Annotated in this window: 19 protein-coding genes and 1 pseudogene; 10 read left to right on the top strand and 10 right to left on the bottom strand. The window is 49.2% G+C overall.

What is annotated here, in order from left to right; all coding sequences use genetic code 11:
• Nucleotides 1-246 (bottom strand): annotated as a pseudogene (locus B157_RS0133555) (ISLre2-like element ISRsl1 family transposase); the annotation flags it as partial.
• 29 nt (nt 247-275) lie between these two features.
• Here B157_RS0133555 and B157_RS36570 point away from each other — a divergent pair.
• Complete coding sequence (locus B157_RS36570; protein WP_020607669.1) at nt 276-4,019, top strand: AAA domain-containing protein; 3,744 nt, start codon at nt 276-278, stop codon at nt 4,017-4,019.
• 29 nt (nt 4,020-4,048) lie between these two features.
• Here B157_RS36570 and B157_RS39215 read toward each other — a convergent pair whose 3' ends face one another.
• Both B157_RS39215 and B157_RS0133570 read right to left on the bottom strand, forming a co-directional pair.
• Nucleotides 4,049-4,213, bottom strand: a complete 165-nt coding sequence (locus tag B157_RS39215; RefSeq protein WP_020607670.1) for a hypothetical protein — start codon at nt 4,211-4,213, stop codon at nt 4,049-4,051.
• Nucleotides 4,214-4,241: 28 nt separating this feature from the next.
• A complete protein-coding gene (locus B157_RS0133570; protein WP_020607671.1) occupies nt 4,242-4,808 on the bottom strand; it encodes a Uma2 family endonuclease in 567 nt (188 codons plus the stop codon).
• A gap of 196 nt (nt 4,809-5,004) precedes the next feature.
• Here B157_RS0133570 and B157_RS0133580 point away from each other — a divergent pair, with 196 nt between their 5' ends.
• Complete coding sequence (locus B157_RS0133580) at nt 5,005-6,819, top strand: hypothetical protein (RefSeq protein WP_020607673.1); 1,815 nt, start codon at nt 5,005-5,007, stop codon at nt 6,817-6,819.
• A 96-nt stretch (nt 6,820-6,915) separates the two neighbouring features.
• Here B157_RS0133580 and B157_RS0133585 read toward each other — a convergent pair whose 3' ends face one another.
• The gene (locus tag B157_RS0133585; RefSeq protein ID WP_026309140.1) at nt 6,916-7,461 is read right to left on the bottom strand and encodes a fasciclin domain-containing protein; all 546 of its coding nucleotides are present in this window, start codon (nt 7,459-7,461) and stop codon (nt 6,916-6,918) included.
• Nucleotides 7,462-7,739: 278 nt separating this feature from the next.
• On the opposite strand from B157_RS0133585, the gene B157_RS0133590 reads away from it, so the two are divergent.
• Both B157_RS0133590 and B157_RS0133595 read left to right on the top strand, forming a co-directional pair.
• Entirely contained in the window at nt 7,740-8,219 is a 480-nt protein-coding gene (locus B157_RS0133590) for a hypothetical protein (RefSeq protein WP_020607675.1), read from the top strand.
• Nucleotides 8,220-8,437: 218 nt separating this feature from the next.
• Nucleotides 8,438-9,379 (top strand): homoserine kinase, encoded by a 942-nt coding sequence (locus tag B157_RS0133595; RefSeq protein ID WP_020607676.1) that lies wholly within the window; start codon nt 8,438-8,440, stop codon nt 9,377-9,379.
• 638 nt (nt 9,380-10,017) lie between these two features.
• Here the strand turns inward: B157_RS0133595 and B157_RS0133600 are convergent.
• Complete coding sequence (locus B157_RS0133600) at nt 10,018-11,343, bottom strand: lytic transglycosylase domain-containing protein (RefSeq protein ID WP_020607677.1); 1,326 nt, start codon at nt 11,341-11,343, stop codon at nt 10,018-10,020.
• 767 nt (nt 11,344-12,110) lie between these two features.
• Here B157_RS0133600 and B157_RS0133605 point away from each other — a divergent pair.
• The 5 genes from B157_RS0133605 (at nt 12,111) to B157_RS0133625 (ending at nt 16,650) form a co-directional block, all read left to right on the top strand.
• Nucleotides 12,111-12,665: a cupin domain-containing protein gene (locus B157_RS0133605; RefSeq protein ID WP_020607678.1), complete on the top strand. Its 555-nt coding sequence runs from the start codon at nt 12,111-12,113 to the stop codon at nt 12,663-12,665.
• Nucleotides 12,666-12,898: 233 nt separating this feature from the next.
• Nucleotides 12,899-14,368, top strand: a complete 1,470-nt coding sequence (locus tag B157_RS0133610) for an APC family permease (RefSeq protein ID WP_020607679.1) — start codon at nt 12,899-12,901, stop codon at nt 14,366-14,368.
• Between the two features lie 310 nt (nt 14,369-14,678).
• Nucleotides 14,679-15,263 (top strand): vitamin K epoxide reductase family protein, encoded by a 585-nt coding sequence (locus B157_RS0133615; protein WP_020607680.1) that lies wholly within the window; start codon nt 14,679-14,681, stop codon nt 15,261-15,263.
• Between the two features lie 9 nt (nt 15,264-15,272).
• Entirely contained in the window at nt 15,273-15,677 is a 405-nt protein-coding gene (locus B157_RS0133620) for an SPW repeat protein (protein ID WP_020607681.1), read from the top strand.
• Nucleotides 15,667-16,650, top strand: a complete 984-nt coding sequence (locus B157_RS0133625; protein ID WP_020607682.1) for an SDR family oxidoreductase — start codon at nt 15,667-15,669, stop codon at nt 16,648-16,650. The genes B157_RS0133620 and B157_RS0133625 overlap by 11 nt, the downstream gene beginning before the upstream one ends.
• Nucleotides 16,651-16,709: 59 nt before the next feature.
• Here B157_RS0133625 and B157_RS0133630 read toward each other — a convergent pair whose 3' ends face one another.
• Together B157_RS0133630 and B157_RS0133635 are read right to left on the bottom strand one after the other, a co-directional pair.
• A complete protein-coding gene (locus B157_RS0133630; RefSeq protein WP_020607683.1) occupies nt 16,710-17,810 on the bottom strand; it encodes an NAD-dependent epimerase/dehydratase family protein in 1,101 nt (366 codons plus the stop codon).
• A 24-nt stretch (nt 17,811-17,834) separates the two neighbouring features.
• The gene (locus B157_RS0133635; RefSeq protein ID WP_020607684.1) at nt 17,835-19,358 is read right to left on the bottom strand and encodes a vitamin K epoxide reductase family protein; all 1,524 of its coding nucleotides are present in this window, start codon (nt 19,356-19,358) and stop codon (nt 17,835-17,837) included.
• Between the two features lie 334 nt (nt 19,359-19,692).
• Here B157_RS0133635 and B157_RS0133640 point away from each other — a divergent pair, with 334 nt between their 5' ends.
• Entirely contained in the window at nt 19,693-20,697 is a 1,005-nt protein-coding gene (locus tag B157_RS0133640; RefSeq protein ID WP_020607685.1) for an endonuclease/exonuclease/phosphatase family protein, read from the top strand.
• Nucleotides 20,698-20,813: 116 nt separating this feature from the next.
• Here the strand turns inward: B157_RS0133640 and B157_RS0133645 are convergent, their stop codons facing one another.
• The 3 genes from B157_RS0133645 to B157_RS37910 form a co-directional block, all read right to left on the bottom strand.
• Entirely contained in the window at nt 20,814-22,007 is a 1,194-nt protein-coding gene (locus B157_RS0133645) for a baeRF7 domain-containing protein (RefSeq protein WP_020607686.1), read from the bottom strand.
• Between the two features lie 154 nt (nt 22,008-22,161).
• The gene (locus tag B157_RS0133650) at nt 22,162-22,716 is read right to left on the bottom strand and encodes a DUF4136 domain-containing protein (RefSeq protein ID WP_020607687.1); all 555 of its coding nucleotides are present in this window, start codon (nt 22,714-22,716) and stop codon (nt 22,162-22,164) included.
• Nucleotides 22,717-22,770: 54 nt separating this feature from the next.
• Nucleotides 22,771-22,963, bottom strand: a 193-nt coding sequence (locus tag B157_RS37910) for an ISAzo13-like element transposase-related protein (RefSeq protein ID WP_026309141.1), incomplete at its 5' end; no start/stop codon positions are given.

Below are 22,963 nucleotides of genomic sequence, written 5' to 3' on the forward strand. Positions count from 1 at the left end.
TCACTATTAGCTATCTGTATGGGTCCAAAGCGTGTTTTCATCTTTTTTTTTACGACGATCAGTCGGTACCTGACTCAGACTCTTTTCCAGGACTTGTCGCCCCAAGTCGAGCCAAATCTCCTCAAATGACTTCTCGTAGTCATAGAAGGTAGGCTTACTTCTGAGGGCTTTGAGTTCGCTATATTTCTGGCGGGCCAAAGCCACATATTCTTCTTCGGTGAAGGGCAGGGAGTGTTCGTCAGGCATGCCCTAAGCTACGACATGGTTGCGACAATTTGAATTGCACCCAACCAGTCCTACGTATTGTAGAGTGCAAGGCTAGTCGAAAAGAAGCTACGTATCAGACAGTTCAGGTAGCTATCTACCAAAAACTAGTCCAGCAACTTTTAGATGAAAAGCCAGTAACTATCAGTGAATCATCATTAGACGTTGAACAACTCGAATGCGTAGTAGCACGCATTGATGACACTACAAATACAATTCAGGACATTCTGCTTTTAATGCCGCTTGATGTCTCACGGGAGCTAGTAGACATTGATAAGCTACTTGCAGAAAATGGGAAATTAGATAGAATAACTAAAATCAATTTGCCAGATATAGCTTTCCAGATAGAACCTCAATGCGATAGCTGTATTTTTAATATCCATTGTCTATCTGAAAGTGCCCGAGAACGAAAGGTAGAGATTATTGGGGTGAACAGTTCAGTAGCTAGAACGCTCAAAGCAAATGGTATATACACTATTGATGATTTAGCGACACTTGATCCTGATTCCCAAACCGCTCACACCCTTCGAAACGATAATAGTTTTACGGTACGGATCGAGACGCTGATTGCAAAAGCAAAGGCACGACGTAAGAATCTACCCGGAGGTGCAAATGCCGGTAAAGATGATTATGAGGTTGACTCGTACGATCACAGAGTAGAAAGTCAGTTACCAAGCTACGACCAGAATGGTGATGCACTAGTGCGAGTGTATATGAGTGTAACTCTTGACTACGTTGAAAAGCGAGTCGTAGCCTTGGCGGCACACATTACGAAAAGTGATCATAAGGTCGAGACAGAAACGATATTCAATGATGGAAGACCAGAGAACAATCCAATTATTCGTGAAGTAGACACGGATGGAAACATACATGCTGTATCAGGCGAGTTTATAGAGTATTCTATACCCAAAAAATGGACTAACAATTACGTCACCGACAGTGCATATGAAGAATCATTACTTCACACATTTTTAGAAAGTCTGTATAAAGCCATTCGCAAAGTAGCAGCGGTTGGTGACGGTCGGGCACCAATACATTTCTATTTCTGGTCGCGACAGGAACTTCGAAATCTAATGGAGGCATGCGCCCGAAGTACAGATGCTAAACTACTTTGGCATTTACAGCAACTGATGGGCAGCCGAGAGAGCCTTGAGCAATCCATCTATTCGTGTTTACAGGATGAAGTAAAAAAGCGGTATGCTCTTGGTTGGACAGGGCTTGGTTTGAGTGTTGTCACCTATCTAAAATGGTATGGGAAACGTTATCACTGGACACGGCTGGTAGATGGTGAAGTAATTCAATTAGACAAGATGTTCACGCAGGACATTTTTGACTTCAAAACGGATTTGTGGCTTGATAAAAATGGAAATTGGGCCGAAGCCAACTCAGAAACCACTACAGATGAACATCGACAAAGGGGCGATAATAAATACAAGTTTGAGATACGAAGCCGTTTTAACGATGGCCTGACTCCCCCTTATTTCTATGCATTCTGGGATGCCTTACCACCAGATTCAGAATTAAAAGGAGAAGCCAAACGCATAGCGAGACGCTACAAAGGGGCAAAAGATCATTTGGCTGCATATTTGGAAGCCAGAGTATTTGCGCTACGATGGATTGAAGAACGAGTCACTTTCAAAAATACTGAAATTGAAAAAGCGTCGCTTCTCATCAATGATCTAAGGAAATTTGATTTGCAGGTAAATGATGTTGCACGAGCAGCAACCGATTATTTACGCCTTGATCACCACGTTAAGCTAACTGACTGGTTTGCTGGTAATTCCGAGCCGCCTATAGATCGCGTCGCCGAGGGTCGATCTTTACCATTACAGCAGGTTACTATAAATTCAGATGGCTCAGTTAGTGCTGTGCTTGATGCAAATCGTTATGGTATTTCTATTGTGTCTATGCTTGAGCGAGCACCGTCATTTGCCGTTGGCGGTTTTGTCCGTCTAAGTCGATGTTCGGAGAACCCACAAGTTGGACAAACCCGCAAGCAGCTACTATTCGGTAAAACGTGTACGATTGATTCTATTGACGAAAACACTGGCTTTGTTCAGCTATCGGTAATTCCCTATCAATCTTCCACTCCAGACCGTTACGTGTTAAATAGCAGTGCCGCAGAAAATACATACGATTTTGCAACACTTGACGTAGGAGTATCTGACTTTACTGCAGGCAAAGTAGAAAGCAGATTATTATCAACATTACAATCACCGGCTTTTCAATGGTTTACTCCACTTAGTACTCAAATTGCAATACCGGAAAAAGTTGTAAATGTAGATTTTACTCAACTTGATCAATTTCTTTCTTCATTCGTAATGCCTAACGGATTTTCTCTATCCAAAGACCAGCAGATGGCAATAATGGAGGGAATAGGAGCTAAGATTCAACTTTTGCAAGGCCCGCCGGGTACTGGCAAATCAACAACAACGTCTATATCTATATTGTCTCGAATTACAACTGGCATCAACGAGAACTCTCTAATCATAATAGCGGCAAACACACATCAAGCCACCAATACACTACTAGAAAAGATTGATCAAGATGTAGATAATTTCAATCAACAAGCTCTAGCAGCTGGTTTGAAGCCAAAATCTATTTCACTAGTAAAAATTCATTCAAAGAATGTAGACTCAGTAAATTCGGTGGGTGGTAATGTTGAAGATTTAGTTGCTGACAGACTTAACGTCAGCAACATGAAGCGCTTAATTGATGGAAAAATAGCAATAATTGGCGGTACAGTGCCAAGTATACACAAAGCTCTAAGATCTCTATACACACCGCAAAAGTTTAGAAGCCTTAAAGCAAAACTGTTGGTCGTAGATGAAGCGAGTATGATGGTCTTTCCCCATTTTTTGTCATTAGCTACTTTCGTTGCTGACGACGGTGATATTATGCTGGCAGGAGACCATAGGCAACTGTCACCAATTATCGCCCATGATTGGGAAAGTGAAGATAGGCCACCAGTCATGCTTTACAAGCCATATGTAAGTGCCTACCAAGCTATATGGGATATCCGTCAGCAAGTCGAAAAGCACATAATCACCGAAAAATCACTGATTGTTTCTCAGCTAACTCACACATTTAGATTGCCTAGTGAAGTTGTCAAACTCATTTCAAAACTTTATAAGAAAGATGGTATTGAGTTGCAGGGACGTCCAACCAGACAACTTCCGATTGATTGGTCTAGCCTTGCTATTGCAACTTGGCCGCGAGTATGGTATCCATGCGAAGGAGTGTTTTTGATCACCCATAATGAGCGATTATCTAAGAAAAGCAATGAGATTGAAGTACAAATTATTGAACGTATTATGAAAGCTTCAACTAATTTGGGAGATGGCTCAACTGCTATTGTTACTCCCCACAGAGCACAACGGGCTTTGTTAAAAAAGCGCTTAGAGTCATACAACAACGTAATTGATGTAATAGAAACAGTTGAAAAGCTACAAGGAGGAGAGCGAAATAATATCATCGTTTCAGCTACCGCTAGCGACTCAGCCGCAATCAATAGCTACACAGATTTTATATTAAATCTCAATAGAGCAAATGTCGCCTTTTCCCGTCCTAAAGAACGCCTGATTGTTGTTTGTTCGGAAGAACTATTAAACTACATCCCGGCCGACAGTGAGCAATATGAAACGGCAATGTTGTGGAAAGAACTTCGAAATCATTGCTCAACTCTTATTGCTACTGAGCAAATGGCAGAGGGAATAGACAACAAATATGTTATCAATATCTACACCTCAATATAAGTCTTGGTTATCGATGACTATTCTGTCAATCAAAAGCTAAAAATACCCTCGCCCGTCTGAATATCTTTTTCCCAAATATTCTCAGGTCCTTTGACAAAAAATGGCTTTAGAGTCGAGTTGTCTAAGTTGCGCTTCTTCTTCGGCTCAGCATCTTTCTCCTGTTCTCGTGTAGGAATAGTCTTTGTCGATTTCATCGGGTAATCCGTTTGTAGTAGTTAAAATTCACTCAAACATATCTGCCACTACAAACTCAAACTCCGGTACAACGGGAGCCGCCGAAATTACTTCCTGCCCTTTGTAGGCTTTTGACTCATCGGGAGAGGTATAGGCGAAAATCTTCTGCCGCTTGGGGACAATGTACCAGACCAACTGTGCCCCGCCATCGAAATAATCCTGCAATTTCTCCAGAACGTAATCATAGGATTCAGAGTCTGACAGGAGTTCGATGGCAAAATAAGCGGGTACTCGTTCTCCCCTCCGAATAGCCTGTCGCTGCTCATTGGTCAGGTACAATAAGTCAGGCCTTCGCCGACGTTCCAAATCCACATACGCATCTACTTCTGGCATTAACGTGTGTTTTTGGGCAAACTGGGGCGTTTGCATGAATTGCCGAATTAGAAAATCGGCGATGTCTACTTCATCTTGTTTCATGGCGGGTTTAGGAATGATACGCCCCCGTACAAATTCGTAGCTACCCTCATGCGGGTGCTGACGTTCCCACTGCTCAAACGCATCTACGGTTGGCAGATGGGTAGGTATAGTGATAGGGTTGGCTGGACTGGTAAGCATGGCGGCTATGTTTGTAATTACTCAAATTTAGGCAATAACCAGCAACTTCCCCAACGCGCCCAGCAACCACTCTTCGGCTATCTTTCCGGCTCTACCCCACCGTTTTTGGGCAATAGTCATCGGACAATAGCACTGGTTCGGCTTATTACGGGAGCCTTCTTACCTTTGTCTTTCCAACGCAGAATCACTCGACACCATGGCTTTACCCGACAAACCCGCCGACCTCTTTGGTCCGAAAAACAACCTACCTACTGCGCCCGAATCCAGGAGTTTGCTGAACCTCGGCTACTCCATTACCTGGGAGCCGCTCCATGATGATGCAACCCCGCCCGAAATTGTTGCCCAATTAGCGCACTTGTACGAGGCTTCCCGGTTTAACCCCAATCGCGCTCTGGCCGAACGGCTCCGCCAACTGGTACGGCAATACCCCGACGTGCCCGCCCTGAAAAACTATCTGATGACGACTTACGTGCAGACCGGGCAACAAAGCCGCGCCAACGAAGTACTCGAACAGACCATAGCCCAACATCCACGTTATCTGCTGGGTCTGGTCAACAAGGCGAATCAACTGCTGACCAAAGACGATACCGGGGGCGTAGAAAAACTGTTTGGTGGCCCGCCGACTGATATTGCCTGGTTCTATCCAGAGCGGTCGGAGTTTCACGCGTCGGAAGTGGCTCATTTTACATTTATGTCGTTTAACTATTACCTGGCTAAAGATGACCCCGATGCGGCTCTGATGCGCTTGCGGCTCATGCGCGATCTGAGCTACCATACCAAAGATCAACTGCGGTCCATGAAAGACCGGCTGGATATGACCCGGATGCGGTACAACATGGCCCGGATGCAGGAGGGTTATGAGAAGGCGATAACGGTCGATGGCTATTTCCGGGCTACCGACCAGCAAACGACCGAGCCGCCCGTGTTTGAACACCCCGAAATGCAGTGGCTCTACGAATATGGGTTGATGGAGACCGCAAAACCGCTCCCTGCCGACAAACGGGATGCGTTACTGGCACTACCCCGCCCGTCGCTCACGCGAGACCTGTCGAAGGCCCTGCTCGACATCGTGTATCGCTACGAGTTTTTTGGTGAGCAGGACTGGGACGAAGAGCACCATAATTTTGCCAGTCACGCGCTGCTGCTGGCCACCGAACTCCGGGCCGATGAATGCCTCGATGCCGTGTTGGAAACGCTGCGACAGGACGATGAATTCCGGGAGTTCTGGTGGGGCGACTACCTGAATGAGTTTTACGAACCCTATTTCCGCCAACTCCTGCCCGGCCATGCCGACGTGCTGAAAGCGTTCATGTGCGAACCCGATGTGAATACCTCGTCGAAGGAAATTATTACGGGGGCTTACTCCCAGGAAGCCCTGGCCAATCCGACACTCAAACCGGCTGCTCAGACGTGGTACACCGATATTCTCACCTACCTCCTCGACCATAGCGACAATGAGCATCTGCTGGATACCGACCTGATTGCCTGGATGATTGGCGACATTGTTGATCTGCAACTGACCGATTTACTGCCTCTAATCCGAAGGGCTTACGAGCACAATCTCGTTACAGAAAGCATTCAGGGCGATCTGGCCAGTGTAGAGAAGGAGATCGTGCAGCGACGTTACCCCACCAATCAGATGGATCTTCGCCCATTGGCCGAACAGTACGAGTACCTGCAAAACCCGACCGCATACCGCAACGCCCACCTCAATCCAGAACGGGAAAAGTTTCAGGAAGAGTACATGAGCGAACTGGAAGCACAGGAAGACGAATGGGCTTTCCTGTACGAAGATGAAGAAGACGATGAGGATGAACTACCCAATGGAGCGGTATTTCCATCACAGCAAAGGAAGTATTTGTCCAGCCCGGCACAACCCATTATCAAAGCACCCGCGCCCGGCCGAAATGATAAAGTTTCGGTGCGCTACACCGATGGAACCGTTGTGCGGGATGTGAAGTACAAGAAAGTAGAAGCCGACGTGGACGCCGGAAAATGTGAACTATTGTAAGAGAGCCACCCAGTCTGATGGCTGTTCCTGTCCATGAAGCGTTTGTCTTAAAATGAAATCGTCGCTCCTGCCGACCGGAAATCAGGTCAGTTGATGCTATTCAACAATGTGCTGCAGCACTCTGTTGATGGAATAAACGATGCCGTTGGTTGTTCGGATATCGGATTGAATGATGTCGCCCACTCCACCCCGGCCATCTTCAATGGTGATGTCGTTGCCCTGTTTGTGGATTAACAGAATATCGCCGGTCAGGTTGGTGAGGGTTTGCCCATCCTGTAACTGATCGGAGGTTATCCGGCCTTTTACAACGTGGTACGCCAGCAGCTTAATCAGTTTTTGCTTACTAGAGGGCAATAACAGTTCACGCCGGTCGGCCTCGGGTAGCTCCGAAAAGGCGGCATCGGTTGGGGCGAAGACGGTGTACTGCGTTTTGGTGGATGCCTGTTTGAGCAATCCTGATGCTTTCAGGTATTGAAGCAACACTTTATGATCGGGGGCGCTGGCCGCACTGGTGGCCAGGTTCATATTGGTTTTGACACCCGTTGGTGTTAAGCCGGTTGTTGTCTGCGCTATCGTCTTACTGGGAAATGATACCAGCAGGATGCTCATTGACAGGGAAATATATACACATAGTCTGTTCATAACGATTGGGAAAATATACGTGTAACCGGTTGTAGGTTACTGCTGAATTAACGACCAGCCTGATCAATTGTTCAGTTGGGTGTTTCCCGGGGAGCCCCTCTCATTGCTTCGTACAACTACCCAGTCCGATTATTCGTTTACGAGTGGCAAGCCTACACCCATCAATCCGTCAGTACTCAGGAATAACACCTCTCGGGATTCGTTTTACCCTTCTTCTATTTCCTGTTCATTATATCGCTCACATTCATCAACTTTACCAAAAACACGCTAATAGACTAATGGAAGATAAAGCAAAACAGACAACCACCGAACAGGCCCGGGCCGCCAAACAAACAATGGCCGACAAGATGGAATCCTTCCGAACTACGGCAGGTGAGCATCTTGATGTAGCGGCTACCCAACTCGACGAAATGCGGGACAAACTGGTGGCACAGGCGCAGGAGTTTGGGAAAGACATTGACATCGATGGTCTGAAAGCCAAGGTAACCAACCATTTCGAAGCCGTGAAGGCATCTACTGCCGAGAATCTGGTCAACTTACAAAACGAAGCAGAAAAAGTATTTGCTTCAGCCTCAGCAAAGGCCGACGAACTATCGGAGGTAGCCGAAGATAAGTTTGACGAAATGAAAGCCGAAGCCGCCGTACACCTGGAAGCCGCTCAACTCAAACTAGATGAACTCAAAGCCGAAGCCGCTCTCCAGATCGAAGCTGCCAAAGAAAAAGCCAAAGGTGTATGGAATCAGTTATTTAGCGAATAAATCCATTACCGCCCTGCTCCCCTGTGCCAGACTTATTGCAGAGGTGTGGTGTGGCACGGGAGAGCGGGGCGGTAACGGCAGAAACAGACAGATAAAGGAAAAACAGGGGTTTGGATAGCTGGCGCACCGACAGATTAGCCCATAACCTGGCCAGGGTGTGCCAGTTGATTTCTAATCCAAATCACTACCTTTGCGCTTCGTTACCCCCTGATTCTATCGTGGATTCTATTCGTGTATTTGCTCCGGCAACCGTGGCTAATGTAGCCTGCGGATTTGATATTTTTGGTTTTGCCGTCGATAACCCCGGCGACCAGATTACCCTCACTTTCAGCGATGAACCAGGCGTTCGGATAAACGATATCACGGGTGATGGGGGACGCTTATCCCGCGATGCCAGCAAGAACACAGCCGGTATTGCCATTCAGTCTTTTCTCAAATTCATTAATCGGCAGGAAGTAGGGTTCGACGTAGTTCTGCACAAAAAAATGCCGTTGGGTAGTGGACTAGGCTCTAGTGCAGCCAGTGCCGTAGCGGGTGTTTTTGCAGCTAACGAACTCCTCGGTCGGCCGTTGCCCACCATCAAACTCTTACCCTTCGCGATGGAGGGCGAACGATTTGCCAGCGGATCGGCCCATGCTGATAACGTAGGTCCGTCGTTGTTGGGGGGGTTTGTCGTTATCCGCAGCTACCACCCGCTGGATGTTATTCGTATCGATACCAAAGCCCGGTTGTTCTGCACCCTCGTTCATCCCGATATCGAGGTGAATACAAAAGATGCCCGGTTTATCCTCAAAAATGAAGTCTCGCTGAAAAACACGATTACCCAGATGGGCAATGTAGCGGGGCTGATTGCCGGTCTGATGACCCCCGATTATGAGCTCATCAGCCGCTCCCTTGTCGATGTGATTATCGAGCCGGTACGGGCTATTCTGATCCCGGAGTTCAACGAAGCCAAGAAAGCCGCCCGGGATGCGGGTGCACTGGGTTGCAGTATATCGGGTTCCGGCCCTTCCATGTTTGCCTGGAGCCGGGATTTGCAAACGGCCGAAAAAGTGGGCGAGGCCATGCAGCAGGCCTTTTTATCCGTTGGCATCACCAGCGAAACCTACGTGTCTCAGATCAACCAGCAGGGGCCACGGGTGCTGACCGACGCCGACTGAAGTAGTGCACATACGTTACCCATCCCGTGGGAATTAAGTACGTTATCATTATTTGTCTATTTGTCAGGCGTTGTCATCTGGTAGTCATCGATCGTATGCACTAACAATCAGAAACTTACCGATGAATGACAAGACAATACCTGACAACAACTGTCTATCTACTTTCCAACCTTTTTACGGGTATCGGGGTCTATTCAGCTAAAAATAGCACATCATGAATAGTCGCCTGTTTTTGACTGGACTGACATTATACCTGGCAGTGAGCTGTAGGTCGACGGACCCATTGGTAGCCTGTCAGACACTGCACGTTACCGCACCTGCTATCAGGCAGGTACCGGCCTGGTCCTGACAGCCGACGCTTCACCAGTCGCTACTCTCGTATGGGTTATTGCTCCCTTTTCAGATACGCTTATCGAAGGAGGTAAGACGTATGTACCACGCTACTTTACCACAACGACCAACACCGTCGTGATACCCGACAGCATTGCCGGTCGATTCCCAAAGATTGGGGTATATGTCTTCGAAAAGGATTGTGACAGAACAAATACACTAAGCCTTTACGTCAGTTTTGTCAGGCGTCCGCAACAGACATCAGCCTGTATGGTATGGCAGCAACAGGAAAAATTTGCGCTCGGTGATTAAAGCGACTCCCAGCTCAATTGCCAGTTTTCAAGGCGGTTAGGTAAGGATACGCCCGGTTGCTTCGGTTGTTCGGTCGCTACCATTTTAAGGGGGAATACTTCCCTTGTCTGTGCCGTTGTAAGCTGATCGGTACGCAGGTAAACCCGCCCCGAACGGGCATCAATTACGTCGATATACGCGCGAATCATATCACCAACGGCAAAGGGCCTTCCGTTTAGCGTTACGGGCTGTATCACCTGAAACAGACATAGTTTGCCCTCCGTGAGTACCCCATCACTCATACTACGGGTTCTGAGCGTGGCAGCAGGTGCCTTAGCCTCCTGCGCTGAAATAACAGGGGCGGGTTGTGCTTTTTTTCCACTGGTGGTCGGCGTTTTGGAACTGATCCCAGCCGTGCTCTCCTCCTCCGTCAGTAGCACGACAGTGGTAGTCGAATCGGAAATAAACGGTACATCAACGGCAACCGGTCGTTTTGCCAGTGCCTTTTCCACCATCGTCTCATCCATATCGAATGAGGCCAGTATAGCGGCTCTTTCGGCGGTTTCCAGTGGCTCAGCATCATCGGTCAGGGCATCTATTTCTTCGCTGCTTAGTTGATCGTGATAGAAAGCCGGTCGGGTGAGTAATTCCTTGATGGCTACCGCCTGGAACAGATATGCTTTGGTTTCGGCTGCCCGGTAGGGTAAGGCCATCGGATGCATAGCAGGATGCTGCCGAACAAGTTGCTGGATGTAGTTGGGCCCGGCATTATAGGCCGTTGCCACCAGCATCCAGGAGCCTAACAGATCATGCAGTTCTACGATATACCGACAGGCCGCGTGCGTCGCTTTGAGTAAATTAAAGCGTTCATCGTTCCGGTACGATACTGTTAGTCCCAGGGTCTGAGCCGTTCCGGGCATCAATTGCCAGAATCCGGCCGCTCCCTTCCGGGAAACAGCCCGGTTGGTAACGGCACTCTCAAGGAGCGGTAAAAACTTAAAATCGGAAGGAATCTGATACTGTTCGAGGATAGGTTCTATCAACGGAAAAACTACCGAAGCCCGACGTTTTAACAGCGCCAGATCGGCCGCCAGTGCCGCCTGATGGTTAAGGGTTCGGGTCCAGCGGTCAACAATGGCCGGATGGTTGATGGGTACGTTTTCACCGCAGAAATGGATGATCGTTTCATCCGTCCGGGCTGTCGTCAGTTTGTTTGTTAGCAGCCTGCCGGTAGCCGCTACGTGCAATGAAAGAAGTGGGCCGGGCTGGGCTGTGCCTTTCAGCGAAGGGGTAAGGGTGGCAAATCCGAATCCAACTGCCACGATTAGGGATAGTTTCGTCACAAGCAACAAGGGGTTACGGTGGGTACACTACTACGCCATCTGGTCAGAATGGCAATCACTACACAGTGGCCTGGTATACGTACTCTTTCTTTTAATCCACTAATTCAGCAGCCACATTATGAACTTCTTCACTGAATTGTGTTTATTTCAGGTTTACTAAGCAGCCAGTATGACACCTACTGAACTGACCTGCATCTGGAGCCGGAAGTACGCCTGACATCGGCGTCCGGACAATAAATTCATTGTCCGGACAAGGCTTTTACGAAACATTTCAGCGTAAAAGCCCTTAAAAGTACAACGTTTAGTTTGAATATCAATGGCTTAACGGTTAGTTCATGTCGGTCGCTCTACTGTTGCCCTCCGGTTGTGTTTGTTCGCTTACTGATTGTTGCGTTGTTGTGTCTGCCCGTTTCCTCCGCTTCTGGCCAGTCTACCCAACTTACACGGTTCTTCCGCGTCCCGCTTAACCGGAGTCACGGGCAGGTGATTTCCACTCGGCCAGAACACGGCAATCAGGTTACCAACTGGCAAAATTCAGATTGACGCGATTGTGGTTGGTTTGCGAAACTCCGGTCAGGCCGCCCAACTGGCGATAGCCGAACTTGAGGTGCCAAACTCGATGGGTACGAATGCCTGTATTTCAGTCAGGCAACTTCGAAATTAACCCAACCGGCTGGAGAAGTACCACTTGCTAAAGAATATGGTGCTTCTCACGGGTAGGTGGGTAGCTTTGGTTATCAATAAAATCATCTCAAACTCCATCTGCTGTGAAACGTCGGACGTTTATCCTAACCACCCTGGCGGCTGCGCCACTGGTTGCAACTGCCCATCAACAACCTAGGCCAGCGGGTAAAAGCTTTAAAACGAAACCGGGCGAGGGCCGGTACCACGGTCACATCCAGTTGAAAGGCGTTAACTCGAACATTCTGGACGTGAAAGTTTCGGGAAAAGACACCAACGGGGATCTGGCCATATTTGAGCAAACCAGTTTATCGCCAAAACGGGGTACCCCGTTGCATATCCACCCCAATCAGGATGAGGTATTTCAGGTTTTAGAGGGCAACTATGTTTTTCAGGTTGGTCCGGATAACTATTCGCTAACAGCAGGCGAGAGCATATTCATGCCCCGCAATGTGCCTCATGCCTGGAGTCAGCTGAGCGATAAGGGCAAAATGACCGTTATTTTCCAGCCAGCGGGTAAAATGGAGGAGTTTTTTGTTACTATGTCCTCATTACCCCACGAACCTGACCAGGCAGAAATAGCCCGTATTTTTGCCGATAATGATATGCGTATAGTGGGGCCACCCCTGAAAATTGACTAACGACCGGACACTGCTCATGCTGATTAGTTTCTGACTGGCGCGACCGCTCAGTTTATAGCCCATATCAATCGTCAGGTAATTTACGGTAGTCCTGCTCCTCAAAAACCGTCAATCAACCCCCAGCGAGTTGTATTTAGGCACGTCCGTTTGGTTTTTTACCGAATTGAACGCTACTTACAGGAAGTTTTGCTAAATACCCGTCACCAACTAACTTTCTGTACGATTACTCTTTTATGGCAGAAGATACTGCTCCATCAGCGCACGTTACCACAGAATCCACTGAGTTTCACCGCTCCCTCAGTCTGATTGACTCTACGCTTATCGTTTCCGGCTCCATGATTGGCTCCGGTGTTTTTATCGTCACCGCCGACATGGCCCGTAACCTCGGCGCATCGGGCTGGTTATTAATGCTTTGGGTGCTAACGGGGGTGTTGACGGTTGCCGCGGCACTGAGTTATGGCGAACTGGCAGGCATGATGCCCAAAGCAGGGGGGCAGTACATTTATCTGCAACGGGCGTTCGGGCCGGTAACCGGTTTCGTATACGGCTGGACCGTGTTCATGGTCATTCAGACGGGCACCATTGCCGCCGTGGCGGTGGCCTTCACCAAATTTACCGCTGTATTTATCCCTGCGCTGAACCCGGCTAACGTATTGGTCGCTATTGGGCCAGTCAATATTTCGGCAGGGTCCCTGTTTGCTATTTCCAGTTTAGTGTTACTCACCTGGCTCAACAGCCGGGGCATCGAGAGTGGTAAGCTGATTCAGAATGTATTTACATCGGCCAAATTAGTCGCCCTGCTCGGGCTGATTGTTATTGGTATTACCCTGGGTGTGAGCAGCGGTATGTTATCGGCTAACCTGACCAATGCCTGGGAAGCCAGTACGACATCGGCAGCGGGCGAGATTGTTCCCATTGCAGGTATCGCGCTGATGCTGGCCTTCGGCACCTCCATGGTGGGGTCGCTGTTCTCGGCCGACGCCTGGAACAACGTAACGTTCATTGCGGGCGAAATCAAAAACCCCCGCCGAAACATTCCACTGGCCCTGTTTTTTGGTACACTCATTGTAACGACCATTTACTTTCTGGCCAACATTTCCTACCTCTCCCTCCTACCCCTCAAAGGCTTGCCAACGGCTACCGACATCATTGGCCGGGGTATTCAGTTTGCCGAAGCCGACCGGGTGGCTACGGCAGCCGTTTCTACTATTTTCGGGAGCATCGCGGTATCAATCATGGCCGTGCTGATCATGGTTTCGACCTTTGGTTGCAACAACGGGCTGATTCTGGCGGGAGCACGACTCTATTACGCCATGGCGAAAGACGGGCTTTTTCTGAAACAGGCGTCGCACCTGAACCGGAATGGCGTTCCGGGCCGGGCGTTGTGGCTACAGTGCATCTGGGCCTCGCTGCTTTGCCTGTCGGGCCGCTACGGCGACCTGCTGGATTACTGCACTTTTGCCTCGCTGGTTTTTTACATCGTTACCATTGCGGGACTATTCCGGCTCCGGCGCATCGAACCGGATACCGAGCGGCCTTACCGGGCGTTTGGCTATCCGCTTGTTCCAGCCCTATACATCATAGCGGGCCTGACCATCTGCGCCATTTTGCTTTATACCAAGACCTTCAATACCGGTATGGGACTGCTCATTGCCGGGCTAGGCATTCCGGTTTACTACATAACGAAGCGAAGTCAGGCATAGAACTGAACCCTGTTCAAAATCGGAGGGCCGTTTCAGGGACTGGAAATGAGAAAATATCGGTAGACTAACGGGAAGTTCAGACAGGGAAATGGCTGGCTTTCTTTATGGCCTGTATTAAGTTCTGCGCCAACAACTTTGTCTGCTTACGTAGCCGCCAGGCAGATCGTTGAGAAATAGGTTGCCGACGATACCACCGCACCGGCTTATTTGCTGATTTAAGCAGGGTTCTCCAAACAAAAACGCCCGTCCGTCAGTATTTATAGGAGGGCGTTTTGATAGTGCCGCGTCCGGTAGTAATAAGCAAACCAATATGGAAACGTCTTACTACGCACCAACCGATACAACGACCGTTCCATCCGGCTGGACCTATAATCCCTCCACCTGGCGTGAACGCATACCACTCGTGGTTGTAGCCACAATTGGCTTGTTGATCGCCCTTTATTTGAGCGCGTATCAACTACGGATGCTCGACACTGTCTGGGACCCTTTTTTCGGATCTGCCTCCAGCGAGTCCATTCTGGATTCGCCCATAGCCACTATTCTGCCGGTTCCTGACGCACTTCTGGGTGCATTTGGTTACCTGTTAGACGCTGTTACGGGCGTTATTGGTAGTACAAGGCGCTGGAAAACAATGCCATGGATGGTTATTCTGTTTGGTTTTGCCGTAGGGCCGTTAGGCATCACGAGTCTATTTCTGGTGATTGCCCAACCCGTCTTTTTCGATGCCTGGTGTACCCTGTGCCTGACATCAGCCCTTATTTCTACGGTCATGATTGGTCCGGCTATGGACGAGGTACTGGCCAGTCTGCAATATATGCAACGGGTGAAACGAAGCGGGTATTCGACCTGGAAGGCGTTTTGGGGTGACAAAGCGATCAGTTCAACAGTTGTCTGATGGATAGATATGACAGCACGAATTCTGAATATCGGTATTGGCCTGTGGCTCATGGTACTACCATTCGTTCTTGATCTGCCCAGGAGCTGGGCAAACCATGAGTACATTATAGCCCCGATAATTATCTCAATCGCCATAATTTCTACCAGCGAATCGACCCGGGACTTTCGGTATGCCAACACCCTGCTGGGGGTATGGCTACTGTTATCTCCCTGGCTTTTACAGCATCTTGGAATGACTTATATGTTGAATGAAACCATTGCCGGGCTGTTGGTCATCACCTTCTCACTGATTCGGGGTAAGGTTTCAGAACGTTTCGGGGGTGGCTGGCGATCACTATTGGCCAGGACGCCGGCTCATCTGCTGGCCGTTCAGGAAAAAGACAAAAACAAAAATCAACGTTATGGAAGCTAAAAAAGTAGTTGTAGTAACCGGCGCTTCAGCTGGATTAGGACGGGCTATTGTCCGGGAGTTTGCTAAGGACGGAGCCGATGTGGCTCTAATTGCCCGTGGTATCGATGGCCTTGAAGGGGCCAAAAAGGAAGTAGAAGCCTACGGAGGACGGGCGCTCATCTGCCAGCTCGATGTAGCCGATGCCGAAGCCATAGAAAAAGCCGCCGGTGAAATTGAAGAGAAACTGGGGCCCATTGACGTTTGGGTCAATAACGCCATGAACAGCGTTTTTTCGCCCATCAAAGACATGAAGCCGGAAGAATACAAACGGGTGACAGAAGTTACGTATCTGGGACAGGTTTACGGGGCCCTGGCCGCGTTGAAACGGATGCAGCCCCGCAACCGGGGCTCCCTGATTTTTGTTGGGTCGGCCCTGGCGTACCGGGGTATTCCGCTACAATCGGCCTATTGCGCGTCCAAACACGCGATTCAGGGATTCTACGATTCGCTGCGGGCCGAACTGCTCCACGACAAGAGCAAGATAAATACCTGCATGGTACAACTACCCGCCATGAACACCACCCAATTTGGTTTTGTGCGGAGCAAACTCCCCCGAAAACCCCGGCCAATGGGAACCATCTACGAGCCGGAAGTAGCCGCACGGGGTATTGTATATGCCAGCAAAAGCCACCACCGCGAACTGTACATCGGCTACCCTACGGTAGAGGCCATTGTGGGGAATAAACTGGCTCCGTCCATTGGTGATTATGTACTGGCCAATGGCGGCTTCAAAGGACAGATGACCGACGAACCCGCTGACCCTAACCGATCCGACAACCTGTGGGAACCCATTCCCGGCGACCACGGAGCACATGGGCCTTTCTCCGATAAGGCATGGTCATTCAGTCCGCAATTTTGGGTGGATAAACATAAAGGTGCCGTTGCCTCTTTTGTACTGGCTGTGGCAGCAGGGATTTTTCTGACCAGAAAATAACCTTTCAGGCAAGAGTCTTACCCGTGAAGGGCAATGTCCCAACAACCTGGATTCAATTACTAATCCTGGGTTGTTTTTTCGGTTAAATGGGCAGGCAGTTCCAGGTCGTTGGCTTTGTACCACGCTTCAGGATCAGCTTTCAGTTTTTCGATGATAATCGGCAGTGTTTCCGGCAGGCTATGGTTGGGTTGCCAGCCTAACTGCTTCCTGGCTCGGTCAATGTTCAGTTCATAATGGTCATCCGCCCTGTCAATCATCCAGGGCTTTATGAACGGGTCACTCACTAAGTCCTGGGCGTATGCGCCTGCTTTTGCCAGTAACCTGGGTAACTCGATGGTGGTCCAGTCGCGTCCGTAGAGCAGGTTACCACTCATCTTCTGAATTTCGCCGTAACTAACAGACCGGGCTTCGCCAATATTGAAAACAGCTTCGGCCTCCAGTTGATCGCGTTGCTGAATGGTTAGCGCAATCGCATGGACCACATCCTCCAGATGCACATACGAATTCCCGGATTCTATATTGCCCGAATAAAAATGGCTGGTCAGTTTCTGTTCGTAAATACGCTGAATCTGATGAACAATCGGTACCGAATGTCCCTGGTCATTGTATACCCCGGCAACGCGAAGAATAGCCGCCGGAATCTGGCCACGCTGCTCATGGATGATTTTTTCCGTCTTCACTTTTGAGATCGGGTAATCCCATGCCGGATCGAGTGGGGCTGTTTCATCGAGTGGGTGGCCGGGCGTGGTAGGCTTATAGATAAGCATACTGCTCGAAAATACAAACTGCTCTACCTCAAACGATTGTAAGGATTCCAGCAGATGCTTTGTTCCCTGCACGGTCAGCGCATCATACAATGGGCTTGGTTCACCGGAGAAATCGTAATAAGCCGCCAAATGCACCACCGACGTGATTCGGTTACCAAACTGACTGCGAACGTCGGCAAGCCCTTCTTCGATACTTTGTTTATTAGTCATATCCACCGAAATACACACAGCTTCTTCCGGTGGATACGGTGGTCCGGGTCGGTCGAAGCCAACCATCTGGTAACTTGCCGTTAGTTTTTTAACCAGGGCGCGGCCAATAAGTCCACTGCTACCCGTAACGATAATAACGTCTTTATGAACCTGACCAGCAGGCTTGTTATGGGTTATATTCATAAGGTTCGCTGATAAAATAGCTGGTCACCGAATGTACCGATCCCAGCTGCCATACTGTTCTTTTACAATACCGCGTGGCAGGGCGAGGGCGGCAATCAACAGCCCTGCCACCGCACAGTTGATACTTAAAAACGCAGATGCATTGCCTGTAAACCAGATACCCCCGGCTACGGCCAGCCCCAGCAGCACATTCACATATCGCCCGATACGTAGCACTTCGCCCATGCAAAGCACCGATACGACAACGACCAGGGCCCCGCACAGATGATTTAAACTAGCCGCGGCCGTTTGAATTTCAGCCCCGAACACATAGGGTGAAAATATCAGCCAGATACCCAGTAACGTGGATACGGTCAGCGTCCAGGGAAAGCTCATGCCCCAGATAGAAGCCTGAAAGACGGCCCCACCCTGTTGCGGAAGTGTTTCGAGTTCGGGAGAGCGTTCATCCATCTTACCGCCTTCTACTCCGCCCCCTTTCCAGAAAACTTTCCAGAATCCTTCGCCCCGCTTTGTTGCCCGGATCATGTACTGAATCATGGCAATGACTTCGTCTACCTCCAGCGGTAGCATGGGCAGCATAATCGTAGCCGCCAGAATGCAGAACGTACACCAGTGGCCAACTAGAATAGGCTGAGAAATGACCAGAAAAATATGCACCAGGCCAAGCGGGATAACCAGAATTCCAAAGAAGGTAACCATCCAGGGCATGGTACGCCAGCGGGCCGAACTTCCCATAAACCCCATCAGAAACTCGAACGTATAGGCAAATGACCCCAGACCCGCATCCGACACGGGTAGTGAATGTGACATAGCCGAGTTCAGCACCATCATGCTGCTTTCTCCGAAAAAAGGGTCCCAGGCGTAATCGAGATAGCCAAGTTGAAAAGCGGCCAGATAGCGCGAAACCATCCAGCCCAGCAAACCCGTCACGATCATGATCCAGCGCTGGGGCCAGCTTGAGGGATTGTACGACCAGCCCGGTGGCGTGTCCGGTCCCATTTCCATATACAGGATCATGTTGGGCATTCCCGGAACCAGCACCGTCAGGCCCATGACCAGCGTACCCACCAGCGTATCGTTCAGGTAGGCTGCCGCCGAAGGAGACCATAGTATGAGGGGAGCCATGCTCAGCCAGATACCTACAAAACAACAGATCCAGACACTGATAGGCCGATTGGGCGTTAAGGCCCGGTACCCGAAAACAAGCAGGATCACGCCACTGATTATATCACTCCATTCGAGAATTTTTATCCGGTTGGCCAGCGAAATCCAGACCGGGCGGCCTCCACTGGGCATCACGGCCTGTTTGGCATAGTCGAACGTGAGGGGCGACAGGACCAGCCAGAAACCCAGAATAACCACCAGCCAGTACACCCACAGGGTTTGCATGTGGTGCATCTGGAGCATATCCATCCGCTGTTTCGGACTCATCATCATGGGCTGGTCATGCCCCCCCTGTTCCATCTCGTTTGTTTGGTCTTTGGCCGGTTCTTTATGCCCGTGCATCATAGGACGGGTCACGCCCCGGTTACCCATATTATGCTCCATACCTCAGGTCTGTTTTATTGATTGACGGGCGGACCGAAGCGACACTCACGCCCTATCCTTTTAACTGCTGAAAACGAGTATCGTTTTAAAAAAGCGTACTAATTCGTTAATAAGGCTACGTTTAGGCTGGTGTTCTCTTTTACCCATTACCAGCAAAATCATTGGGGTGTTGATTCATACACCGGGCTTTCGCCGAAAAGGTATACTTTAGCTTTAGTATTGAAATCTTACCGGAACGGGCGGGGCCACGTGAGTAAGAAAATGGGAAACTTTTTCTCTTTAAGTAGCTTCCGGTGATACTGCCCGATACCTGTGAGTTTGACAAAACAGCATTATGTCTTTCCTCCAACGAGTTCTCTTTTATGTTTCCCTGGTAATCGGCACCCTACTGATACTCGTTTCGCTGGGTTCACTAATTTCCAACACTACTATCTGGTTCCTGCAAATCCTTAATTTCCCCAGGGTGGAGGTATTGCTGGGATTAGTGGTGGGTTTACTTCTTTTTTTACTCTGCCGGAAAAAGTGGGGAATCATGAACCTGCTTTTCCTAACGGGTATGCTGGTTTCCATAGGGATACAGGCCTGCATTCTTTTCCCGTATACTCCCCTTGGTTCGCGCCCGGTCAGATCGGCCAACCCGGTGTCTGTTAATAAAGAGACGATTTTCAGCATTATGCTGGCTAACGTACTGATAACAAACGACCGTTCTGATGAACTGGTGAAGATTGTGACGGATAAAGAACCAACCTTTCTGCTCACGATGGAGATCAATAAACGCTGGCTGGATCAGCTCAGTGTGTTGACCAGGAAGTACCCGTACCGTATGATCTTCCCCAGTGATAATGCCTACGGGATGGCACTGTACTCAAAACTCCCTTTCCACAATCAACAGATCTTGTTTCTCAATTTCGACCGGGTGCCCACGTTTAAAGCAACCTTTACCCTGCCCGGTGGCCGTTCCTTTCAGCTCATTACGATCCATCCCGTAGCGCCTACGCCCAGCAAGTATCCCGACATCACCGACAGGAAGAAAGAAGTGGCTTTACTGAAGGCAGGCCGGATGGTGGGTAAACGGTCGCTGCCGACGGTGGTAGCCGGTGATTTCAACGATGTAGGCTGGTCGTACAATACGCACCAGTTTGTGGCACTCAGCGGCCTGAACGACGTGCGATACGGCCGGGGTCTGTACAGCACCTTTAATGCTCAGTCTATGTTTTTGCGGTGGCCACTGGATTACGTATTCGTTTCCAGCGAGTTCAGGGTACTGGCAGTGGAACGCCTGCCAGAGTTCGGTTCTGACCATTTTCCGTTTTATGTACAGTTGTCCCTGACACCCTGAGGGCAACAGTCAGTTTCAATGGGCCAGTACAGCCAGTTATATTGACATTTGTACGCATCATAACCCGGCTGTTTGAGGGGTACCGTATCTGATACCCCCTTAACCAGTCGGATCAATTAAAACCGGAATAATGCTGTTGCCATAACGTCCTGCTGATTTGGGAGCAGGTCGATTTCATCCAGCACATATACCTCCCCACCGTTTCGGAGGGTGTATAAAGCCAGGTTATCGATTAGTGGCTCATCGCCCTCCTGCTTTTCGTCGTGGATGGATGTCCGTAAGGTGTCTTCTTTCAAACTTCCCCATACAGTGGCTCCTTTTTTCAGAAACAGCGTCTCGATCTGACCTTTCACCGAGGCTTTCAGCAACTGCTTCATATCACTCGATACCAAATCGCCCCCGCTACTGTTCTGATATTGTTCGATACGTCGCTGTTTTGCCTGTTCGATGGAGTTGCCCAGCAACTCCTGCGCCATCTGGTGCATTTCGGGAGGTTGCGTATGGTCGAAGTTCCCCGTCAGGCTCTTTTCCTGCAGGTGTGGGTACGTATTGATTCCCCGGTAGATAGGCTGGAAATAGTCTACCGAAGCCAGCACGAGGGGTAGGTTCTGCGTGCCTATCACACCAACGATAGCCGCATCGATGAGTCGAAAATAGTCGGCCAGGAGGTGATCTTTCTCTTTGTTATCGGCATCCTGATTGCTGGTATACATGGCCATAGCTCCGCCTGGACCTTTTGTACGTCCCTGCAACTGTTCCTCAAATTCGTAATACTTCGTCACAGCATCCAGCCCGGATGGCATTGCATCAGCCGTATTGACTTCGGTAATCGTGAAGGTGTCGGCCTTATAGAGTTTGATCCCATTCTTACCAATTTGCAACAGGTAATAAGCTGGTGAACGCTGGGCAAAGGGCAACAGCGGACTGATATGAAACCGGTTGTCAATCTGGCTACTGCTTTCCAGCGGCAACGGGCTATGAAAATAGGCAAAGAAATCGGGACTCCTGAACACCGCCAGCCCCGCCTGCTGATGCCGCCAGAACTGTCCATCGTCCAGCAATGCTTCTAACGGTTGCATCAGGTCATTCACATCATTACTGCGCAGCGACTGGTTTTCGAGCGTTTGCCGGATACGCTGAACGTGGTTTTTGAAGCTAATATGATCCTGCCCTTCATTCACTTCTTTTCCGCGCTGATGCGTAGGAATGAAAATCGAGATGGATTGTTTGTGGGTGTAACTGGCCAGGTCGAGCAGGGTAGTCTTGTCGACATTTTCCAGTACGGTATCGGCGATTTGTTGGTCTGTCATTGCGTTGAATTGTATAGTTGGTTTATAATCTATTAACTATCAAAGGGGCGTATCGTTTTAAAGAAAACCCGTTTCTCCTTTTCTTTCTGGTTAGTCAATAAAAATGGTGGCCTACCCATTTCTGGATAAACCACCATTTCAGGCTGTAGACAGACTAATAATTATCAGCCCGGTAAGAATATTTCTCAAAAATAAGGTTGACGGCCTGCTTGATTTTGTTTTGGTCGCGGTCAAATCCATTATCGTTGGTAAGACCTGATGCCAGACCACGCCAGACCGCCTGTCCCGTTTTTACATCGATCAGGTTGACAATAATAGAACCGGCTTTTACGTCGAACGTTTTCTGATCTTCCGGTTCGCGCAGTTCTTTTCCGAAATAAGTGGTACCATAGCCCGTGTAGCCTTTGATAGTGGTTGGCTTATCGAATACCCGGAAGTTCACAATTAAATCGGGCGACCGTCGCTGGAATTTGTACCCCCGGCCTTCCAGTTCAGATTTTACGGCATTCCGAATCCGGTCTTTCAATTCCAGGTCATTAAGAAAATAGAAGCCGGGATCAAGTTTGCTATCCACCTGCGAGGCCCAGGCGAATGTTTTGTACTTACTGAAGTCGAAATTCAGTTTCTTCTCGGCATCTACCGTCACGTTTTGTGCCTGCGTCAGGCTGGCCGTCAGCAACAGGGCTGCGGCAATGAATAAAGTTTTCATGATCGTTGAGTTATAGTTTATATATAAGTAATGCTGATAAAATAAGGTGACATTTTAAGCAAGTACGAGATAGGTAAGTTGTGGATTGATTGGATGAGGGCGAATGCGGGTCAGGTCAATTTCCGACCGCGCCGTTTTTAGTCCCTTTTCGTATTGCTTTTCCACTATTCGTACCACTACCGACAATCCTGTTTGAGTGGAAGTCTGGCTAATCAGGTTGCGGACCGTTTCGTAATCCCATAAAATT

This window comes from Spirosoma spitsbergense DSM 19989 (assembly GCF_000374085.1).
GTDB classification, from domain to species: domain Bacteria; phylum Bacteroidota; class Bacteroidia; order Cytophagales; family Spirosomataceae; genus Spirosoma; species Spirosoma spitsbergense.

Excerpts from the sequence above, each read along its gene's own strand:
- B157_RS0133630 (WP_020607683.1), bottom strand. The coding sequence starts at position 17,810 with ATGAATATAACCCATAACAAGCCTGCTGGTCAGGTTCATAAAGACGTT.
- B157_RS0133580 (WP_020607673.1), top strand. The coding sequence starts at position 5,005 with ATGGCTTTACCCGACAAACCCGCCGACCTCTTTGGTCCGAAAAACAAC.
- B157_RS0133615 (WP_020607680.1), top strand. The coding sequence starts at position 14,679 with ATGGAAACGTCTTACTACGCACCAACCGATACAACGACCGTTCCATCC.
- B157_RS0133610 (WP_020607679.1), top strand. The coding sequence starts at position 12,899 with ATGGCAGAAGATACTGCTCCATCAGCGCACGTTACCACAGAATCCACT.
- B157_RS0133650 (WP_020607687.1), bottom strand. The coding sequence starts at position 22,716 with ATGAAAACTTTATTCATTGCCGCAGCCCTGTTGCTGACGGCCAGCCTG.
- B157_RS0133640 (WP_020607685.1), top strand. The coding sequence starts at position 19,693 with ATGTCTTTCCTCCAACGAGTTCTCTTTTATGTTTCCCTGGTAATCGGC.
- B157_RS0133635 (WP_020607684.1), bottom strand. The coding sequence starts at position 19,358 with ATGGAGCATAATATGGGTAACCGGGGCGTGACCCGTCCTATGATGCAC.
- B157_RS0133585 (WP_026309140.1), bottom strand. The coding sequence starts at position 7,461 with ATGAACAGACTATGTGTATATATTTCCCTGTCAATGAGCATCCTGCTG.
- B157_RS0133625 (WP_020607682.1), top strand. The coding sequence starts at position 15,667 with ATGGAAGCTAAAAAAGTAGTTGTAGTAACCGGCGCTTCAGCTGGATTA.
- B157_RS39215 (WP_020607670.1), bottom strand. The coding sequence starts at position 4,213 with ATGAAATCGACAAAGACTATTCCTACACGAGAACAGGAGAAAGATGCT.
- B157_RS0133620 (WP_020607681.1), top strand. The coding sequence starts at position 15,273 with ATGACAGCACGAATTCTGAATATCGGTATTGGCCTGTGGCTCATGGTA.
- B157_RS0133645 (WP_020607686.1), bottom strand. The coding sequence starts at position 22,007 with ATGACAGACCAACAAATCGCCGATACCGTACTGGAAAATGTCGACAAG.
- B157_RS0133570 (WP_020607671.1), bottom strand. The coding sequence starts at position 4,808 with ATGCTTACCAGTCCAGCCAACCCTATCACTATACCTACCCATCTGCCA.
- B157_RS0133590 (WP_020607675.1), top strand. The coding sequence starts at position 7,740 with ATGGAAGATAAAGCAAAACAGACAACCACCGAACAGGCCCGGGCCGCC.